We start from the raw sequence: 8,191 nt of genomic DNA, 5'->3' as shown, positions 1-8,191 counted from the left end.
GCCGGATCAGGCTGGAGGTGTCGTTGCGGTTGCCGCCCATCCGCTGCACATCCTTGTAGAACTGGTCCACCAGGGCGGTCACCGGCAGCGAGGCGCCGATCTGGTTGGCGGTGGCGAGGCAGATGCCCAGATCCTTGCGCATCCAGTCGACCGCAAAGCCGAAGTCGAACTTGCCGGCATTCAAGGTTTTGTAGCGGTTTTCCATCTGCCAGGACTGAGCCGCACCCTTGCTGATCACATCGATGACTGCTTCCACGTCCATGCCCGCACGCTTGCCGAAATGCACGGCTTCGGCCAGGCCCTGCACCACACCGGCAATGCAGATCTGGTTCATCATCTTGGCAAGCTGGCCCGAACCGGACGGCCCGAGCAGTCGGCACGCCTTGGCGAACGACATGATGATTGGCTGGCCGACCTCGAAGGGCGCAGGGTCGCCACCCACCATGACCGTCAGTTGACCATTTTCCGCGCCGGCCTGACCGCCCGATACGGGTGCGTCGAGGAAGCCGAAACCAGCGGCATGGGCGGCAGCGTAGAGTTCGCGTGCGATTTCGGCCGATGCGGTGGTATGGTCCACGAAGAGCTTGCCCTTGCCCATGGCCTGGAAGGCTCCATCGGCACCCAGCGTCACCTCGCGCAGATCGTTGTCGTTACCGACGCAGGCGAACACCACATCCTGGCCATCGGCAGCTTCGCGCGGGGTGCCGGCAAGGCGGCCACCGTTTTCGCTAACCCATTTTTCGGCCGTGGCGATGGTGCGGTTATAGACCGTGACCTCGTGGCCCTTGGCCTTGAGGTGGTGCGCCATAGGATAACCCATGACGCCGAGCCCAAGAAACGCAACCTTGACCATAAGACTTCTCCTTCACGCAGAGTTTTCAAAGTATTTTTCGCGCCGGCTCATGCGCGGCGTCCGTGGATCTGGATAAGGCACAGCCGAAATCAGTGCCTTGGTATAGGGGTGTGACGGTGCAGTACACACCGTCTTTGCATCGCCGATTTCCACGATCTTGCCTTGGCGCATGACGGCGACTCGATCGCAGAAATAGCGGATGACGCCGATGTCATGGCTGATCATGATGTAGCTCAGTCCGAGCCGACGCTGCAGATCGAGCAGTAGATCGAGAATCTGGCTACGGATCGAGACATCGAGGGCCGAGGTGGGTTCGTCGGCGATGAGAATCTTTGGCTCTAGCGCAAGGGCGCGGGCAATGCCGATCCGCTGGCGCTGACCGCCGGAAAAGGCGTGCGGATAGCGCCCCATCACGTCGGGATCCAGCCCCACAAGATCAAGGAGCTCGCGGACGCGGGTGGTCAATGCCCGACCATTCAACGAGCCGCTGACGTGCAGCGGCTCGCCGACGATTTCGCGCACGCTCATGCGCGGATTGAGCGACGAGAATGGGTCCTGAAAGACGAAACGAACCTGTTCGTAGTAGCGACGCAATCCCGCGCGATCGAGCGATCTCACGTCCATGGCGGGCGCACCATCGGGTGAGAAAACCACCTCTCCGTCCGTTGGCTCGACCGATCGCATGATAAGTCGGCCAAGTGTGGTCTTGCCCGATCCGCTTTCGCCGACAATGCCCAGACTCTCACCCGCCCCGAGCTGGAAGCTCACGTCGTTGACGGCGCGGAAGCTCGACTTGGCACGGCCGCCAAAAGCGCCGGCGCCCACGAGATAGGTCTTGCCGAGACCTTTGACTGACAGGATTGGCGCGGCGCCGGCCACGGGGCCTGCCTTAAGTTCGGCAGTACCCTCCAGTTTGAGCACCGAACTCAACAGGCGCTGCGTATAGTGATGGCTGGCTTGATGGAAAACCTGATCGACTGGCCCTGCCTCCACGATTTCCCCGCGATACATCACCGCGATATCGTCCGCAACTTCAGCGACAACGCCCATGTCATGGGTTATCAGCAACATGGCCATGCCGCGCTCGCGCTGGATGCGGCGGATGAGGTCCAGCACTTCGGCCTGCGTGGTGACGTCAAGCGCCGTGGTCGGCTCGTCGGCGATGAGCACCCTTGGATTGCAGGCCAGCGCCATGGCAATCATCACCCGCTGCCGCATGCCGCCAGAAAACTCGAAAGTGTACCGGTCGATGTTGCGCTGTGCATCGGCGATCTCCACCTGCTGCAGCAGCTCGATGGCGCGCTTGCGTGCATCGGCATGGCCAAGTTTCAGATGCAGGCGCAGCGCTTCGATGATCTGCGAGCCGATGGTGTGGACCGGCGACAACGAGCTCATCGGCTCCTGAAAGATCATGCTGATATCAGCGCCACGTAACGCCCGGATCGCCGGGCCGCGGCGGCCCAGCTTGGCGATGTCTGTATCGCCCAGCATCATGGCACCGCTGGCAATATAGCCCGGCGGATCGACGAGCTGCATCAGCGCTCGCGCCGTTACCGACTTACCCGAACCGCTCTCGCCAACCAGGCCCAGAGTGCGGCCGGGCCTGAGTTCAAAACTGACATTTTTGACCGCGTGCACGATGCCTTGGCGGAGCCTGAACTCCACGTTGAGGTCACGCACGCTGATGATGGGGGCCAGATCAGTCGCCATAAGGGTCCGCCGCGTCTCGCAAGCCGTCGCCGAGGAAATTGAAGGACAGTACCGCGACCATGACCGCGAGCGCCGGCCACAGTAACAACCAAGGCGCACTGCTGATGGCACGTAAATTCTGTGCGTCTTGCAAAAGCACCCCCCAGCTGACCACAGGCGGCTTGAGGCCTATCCCCAGAAACGACAGCGACGTCTCGGCGATAATCATTGCCGGCACGGCAAGTGTCACCATGGCAAGGACATGGCTGGTCATAGATGGCAGCATGTGCCGGAAGATGATCCGCATTTCGCCGACGCCATCAAAGCGCGCCGCGGTGACAAAATCCTCTCCCCGCAGCGAGAAGAAGCGACCGCGCACTTCTCGAGCCAGTGAGGTCCAGCCCAGCAGCGATACAATGGCGGTTACGGTGAAATAAACTTCGATCGGTCCCCAGGTCAAAGGGATGGCCGCCGCGAGCCCCATCCACAGAGGGATAGTGGGCATGGCGCTGACCACCTCGATCAAGCGCTGGATCAGGCTATCGATGATTCCGCCATAAAAGCCGGAGATGCCCCCCAGAAAGAGCCCGAGCGCCAACGAAATGACGACGCCTACAAGCCCGATCGACATCGAGATGCGGGTACCATAGATCAGGCGGCTGAGCACGTCGCGGCCAAGCCGGTCGCTGCCCAGCAGGTAGACGACCTCGCCAGATTTGGTTGGACCAATAAGGTGCAGATCTGCGCTGAACAGGCCCCATAGCTTGTAGGGTTCACCCCGCACGAAAAAGCCTAGCGGCATGATCTTGTCGGGATTGGGCGTAAACGTGCGTCGCATCGCCTCCTGGTCCACGGTGATGTCATAGCCCGCAGCATGCGGATTCCACGACAATGCCCCGTCCGCAGCATGGTCGACAAAGCTGATGCCCTGCGGCGGGGCATAGGTGTATTGGGGGCGCGTGAGGTCCGGGCCGTAAGGTGCCAGAAATTCCGCGAAGATCGCGACCAGGTAAAGCAGCACGACGATGCCCAGGGACACGACGGCCAGCCGATGACGCCGGAAACGCCAGACCATCAATTTCCACTGGCCTGCATCGGCCATGCCTGCAGCGGGCAGTAGCGTAGCTTCAGTAAGCGTCACCTGTTCCATCACTGATACCTGATGCGTGGATCGAGCAGCGCCAGCAGGATGTCTGAAATCAACATACCGATTAGCGTCAGCACGCTCATGATCAAGATGAATGCACCGGCAAGGTACATGTCCTGGCTGACCAGCGCCCGTAGCAGCAGCGGACCGGCCATCGGCAAGTTGAGCACGATGGCGGTGATCGTGACGCCGGAAATCAGCGCGGGCAGAACCCAGCCGATCGTCGACACGAAAGGATTGAGCGCAATGCGGACGGGATAGCGCATGATCAGCGTGAACTCAGACAGGCCCTTGGCTCGCGCGGTCGTGACGTAGGGCTTGCCCAGTTCGTCGGCAAGGTTGGCGCGCATGACGCGGATCAGCGCCGCGGTCGACGAAATGGCAACCACCACCACAGGAATCCACAGATGGGCGAGCAGGTCCCAGAACTTGGCAATGCTCCAACGCGCGCCCTCATATTCCGGCGAGAAGAGACCGCCGACGTTCAAGCCAAAATAGGTGAAGCTCACATACATAAGGCCGAGTGCAAGGATGAAGGTTGGGATCGCAAGGCCGATGAACCCTATGAACGTGAAGATGTAGTCCCCAGCCGAATAACGCCGAACGGCCGAATAGATGCCGATGGGAATGGCGATCAGCCAGATGAGGATCAGACTCAGCCCCGAGACCAGCAGGGTGATACCCATGCGATCCCACAACAGGCGGCTCACAGGCTGGCCCCAGTCGAAACTCCACCCAAAATCGCCGCGGAAGACAATGCCCGAAATCCAGTTCCAGTACTGGACGTAGAATGGCTGGTCGAGACCGTAGAGCGCGGTCAGGCGATCGATCGAGGCCCGATCGAGCCCTTGGCCTGAATCGGCGATGGCCGAAACCAGCGAGGTCAGGAAATCGCCCGGCGGCAACTGGATGATGACGAACGATATCAGCGACATCCCGAAGAGCGTCGGGATCATGTAGAGCAGCCGCTTGGCGATATAGATGCCCATTACGCGACAAACTCGAACAGGACGACTTCGTTGGTTAGGATCGGCGGCAGGTGAACCTTGATACGACCCTCTCCGATCTGGACGTCCGGTGCCTGCTTCGAGACGAGCAGCCGGACATTAGCGCCCGACAAACCTTGCGGCAATGCAACGGACACGGCCTGCTGTGCCAGCGCAATGGACTCGCGGATCGGCCCCTTCATCATCATCGGATTCGTCAGATTGACAAGGTGAACCGACAGCATGTTGCCGCTCTCGCGAGTGGCGATATCAACGATGCCTTTCCCCTCGACCTCGACGCGGGATCTGCCCTTGAGCGCCCAGTGCACGGCGTTTTTGATCAGCACAGCATGGTCGGCGTTCAGCACTTCCCAGAAAGTCTCGCCGATATTCCAGGGGAAATAGACGAGGCGTCCACCACCCGGAAGCTCGCGCAACACCGCCGCCGGCTCAGTCGCCGGTTCGCGGGCATAGATTTCCTCCATCGGCAGATCGGGGAAATGCGGGACCAGCCGCAGCGGCACGTCGGCATCGGGCGTCGTCACGGTCACCGGAATGCGGCGCGTGCCACCGATGATCCGCTCTGCGCCGTCAAAGCCGGAAATGAGCGCGTGGCCCGCCGGATCGAGTGCCACATAGGTGTTCTTGGTCGGCCCCTCAATCTGACCGGCGACACTGACGCCGAGCAAGGCGCTGAGGCCAAAATCGCCACGCTGCACACCAGTCTCGTCATAGAGTGAGGTCTCAAAGCTGGTCACCAGACTTCCGCCCCGCTGAGCATAGCGGGTCAGCGCCTCACACTGCGCGGTGGAGAGGAAGGCGGCATTGGCAACAACAATCGCTTTGTAGCGATCGAGTGCTGCATCATCGATCACCAGGTCGGACAGCAAATCAAACGGCAATCTCGCCTCGATCAGGGCGTGGTAGAAGCCCAGTTCGTGTCCTTCGGCACCATCGCGGTCATCGGCGTGCCAAGCCCGCAACATGGTGCTTGGATCGAGCATCGCGATTTCGGCCGTTGGCTCGAGCGACTCCAGGTCTGGCTCAAGTTCCGCATGCAGCGCGAAGGTCTCGGCGATCGGCGGCAGCCAGCGGCTATCATGAACCTTGGCGTTGAACTTGGTGAACCAAGGGCGCAGACCATGCGCCAGCCCGTCGATCATCCACATGCGGATTTCCTCAGGCGACTGCACCGAATCCTTCCAGCGCCACTTCTCCTCGATTGAGGTCGAGGTGACGAGGCCGATCGGCTTGTTGCCCATAACGCCACGCATGCGCTTGCCGTCGCGGCCCGCTGACCAGATCGGCACGACGCCGGTTCGACCCTGATGATCGACGAACAGGATTGGACAAAAGCGCTTGATCTCGTCGAGCTCGAAATCGAGCATCGAGGAATTACCGATATTGGGGATGAAGCGGCCGTGCGGGCGCTCGGACGCGACCACCGCATTCCAGTGTCCCACCAGCTCGGTCAGCACGTCTCGCGACCAGCCGAGCCAGGCCTGCCAGATGGGGCTGTGCGGGTCGCGCGTACGCGGTAGCTCAAAGCCGGTTTTGGCCCTGAAGTCTGCTGTGCAATGGGCGCAATAGCAGACGCCATGGCCAGCCCAACGATTGGCAAAGATGGCATCGATATCGTAGTCGTGGGCGATCTCGCGGATGACCTCGGTCATGAACTCGCGGTTGTAGGCGCCCCAGGCGCAAGTGACGTAAGCCTCGGGATAGGACCAGTGCCGGCGCAATTCACCTTCGGCGGTGACCGATATCCATTCCGGATGGGCCGCGGCGACATCGGCATGTACCGCATGCGGGTCGACGCGGGCAACCACATGCATGTTGCGGGCGCGTGCGCCTGCCACCAGATCACCGAACGGATCGGTGTCGCCGATGAACCGGCTGACATGCTGCAGGGCGATCCTACTGGGATAGTAGGCGACATACCCGCCCGCGGACAGGCATGTCGCATTCGATTTCGTGTCGTCGAAGACGCGAAACCAGAAGTTGATATCGAAGCTTTGTGGGTCGTCCTCGACCAGGGTCAGCTGGGTCCAGCGCGTAGCGCTCTGGTACCAGGTGGGCGTGCGCAGCCCGCCTGGCTCGTTAAAAGTCCGGGTCATTTGAAATGTCCGCTCGATGGCCGGCTAAGGTTTTCCGGGAAGCGCAGAACGCCCCCCGGAAGCGGGTTCAAGCCTTGAAGTACTGTTCAGGATTGGTCGGCGCGGGGGTCGGATAGCCAAACGAATTCGGCATTTTTTCCGGCACATTCTTGAAGTTGTTTTTGACGATGCCGTAGGCGTCGTTCGGGATTTTGATGCCGATGGTGTAGAATTGATCGGCAGCAATTTCGAGGATTTGCTTGAACGCCTCGGTCCTCCGGGCATCGTCAACGGTGCTCTTCATCTCGTCGTAGAGCTTGAGCGCTTCCTGCACCTGCGCCGGGGGTTCAACGGCGCTGGCGGCCGACTTGTCGCCGTACCAAATCTGCCATCCCGGGGCGTAGAAGGCATTGTCATTGAAGGGCACGAAATAGCGCGGATCGAGGACCGCTGCGAGACCGATACCGCCACCGAAGCGATTGGTGGTCGCATCATAGTCCATGTTCTGGCGAATGCGCACTTCCCACAGGGAGCGGTCGATCAGTTTGAGCTGCCCGTCAACGCCGACTACTTTGAGCATCGGCATCATCAGTTGCATCATGTCGACCATCTCGAGCCGGGCCTGGTCCTGCTCGAAGACGATCGTGATCCGACGCCCCGAACTGTCCAGGCGGAAGCCATCGGCGTCTTTGTTCGGCGCTGCCTTGTCCAGGAATTCGTTGGCCTTGGCGATGTCGAACTCGGTAAACTGCTTGGCCAACCGTTCATTATACATCGGATCGCCTTCCGCGATCGCCGTCTGCGATGCTGATCCGACGCCCACGAATACCGAGTCGATGAGGGCCTGACGGTCGATCGCATGCGAGAGGCCGGCGCGGAAGTCCTTGTTGGAATAGAGTTCCGCCTTGACCGCATCGGGATGGGTCATATTGAGGCAGATCGCCATTTCGTTCGGCTGCGTCGACAGCGTCGTATAAAAGTGGAATTTACCCTTGTCCTGGCCGTCGAACAGCACCGATTTGTTGGTCGGCGTGCCGATATACTGGTCGATCAAATCGATCTCGCCCTGCAGCACCTTGATCAGCAGCACCTGCGCATCGGCGACTAGCACATAATCGATGCCGTCGAGATAAGGCAGCTGGTTGCCCTCGGTATCGACCTTGAAATAATAGGCGTTGCGCTCGGCAGTCGCACGCTCGGTGCTTTCGCCCGGCGCGACCTTCATCTTCCACGGATGCAGGACAGGAATTTCCGAATTGGTGAAGAAGTCGTCTTCGAGCGCGGCGCCTGATTTCTTCTGGAACAACTGCACCCATCCCGACAATCCGGCATCCGTCGCCAGCTTGTCTGCGTCCGGGTTGTATTTCGGCATGAACTGGCTGAGGTAGTGTTTGGGGAAGCGCGTGGTCTGGTCGGCATC

General features: G+C 60.6%; 6 protein-coding genes. All 6 read right to left on the bottom strand.

Annotation, left to right across the window (positions count from 1 at the left end; genetic code table 11):
- The coding region (locus JWP26_RS17940; protein WP_299730905.1) for an NAD(P)-dependent oxidoreductase at positions 1–853 on the bottom strand (853 nt) is incomplete at its 3' end.
- Between the two features lie 12 nt (positions 854–865).
- A complete protein-coding gene (locus tag JWP26_RS17935; protein ID WP_299730902.1) occupies positions 866–2,563 on the bottom strand; it encodes an ABC transporter ATP-binding protein in 1,698 nt (565 codons plus the stop codon).
- Positions 2,553–3,692: an ABC transporter permease gene (locus JWP26_RS17930; protein ID WP_299730899.1), complete on the bottom strand. Its 1,140-nt coding sequence runs from the start codon at positions 3,690–3,692 to the stop codon at positions 2,553–2,555. The genes JWP26_RS17935 and JWP26_RS17930 overlap by 11 nt, the downstream gene beginning before the upstream one ends.
- Positions 3,692–4,678 carry an ABC transporter permease gene (locus JWP26_RS17925; protein ID WP_299730896.1) on the bottom strand — a complete coding sequence of 329 codons (987 nt, stop codon included), beginning with the start codon at positions 4,676–4,678 and terminating at the stop codon, positions 3,692–3,694. Before JWP26_RS17925 ends, JWP26_RS17930 begins: the two co-directional genes overlap by 1 nt.
- A complete protein-coding gene (locus JWP26_RS17920) occupies positions 4,678–6,792 on the bottom strand; it encodes a beta-galactosidase trimerization domain-containing protein (RefSeq protein ID WP_299730894.1) in 2,115 nt (704 codons plus the stop codon). The genes JWP26_RS17925 and JWP26_RS17920 overlap by 1 nt, the downstream gene beginning before the upstream one ends.
- Before the next feature lie 67 nt (positions 6,793–6,859).
- Positions 6,860–8,191 (bottom strand): ABC transporter substrate-binding protein (locus JWP26_RS17915; RefSeq protein ID WP_299730892.1); only part of this gene is annotated, 1,332 nt, incomplete at its 5' end.

Source organism: Devosia sp. (genome assembly GCF_028290435.1).
Lineage (GTDB): Bacteria > Pseudomonadota > Alphaproteobacteria > Rhizobiales > Devosiaceae > Devosia.
This window is presented reverse-complemented; position numbering and strand designations above follow the sequence as displayed.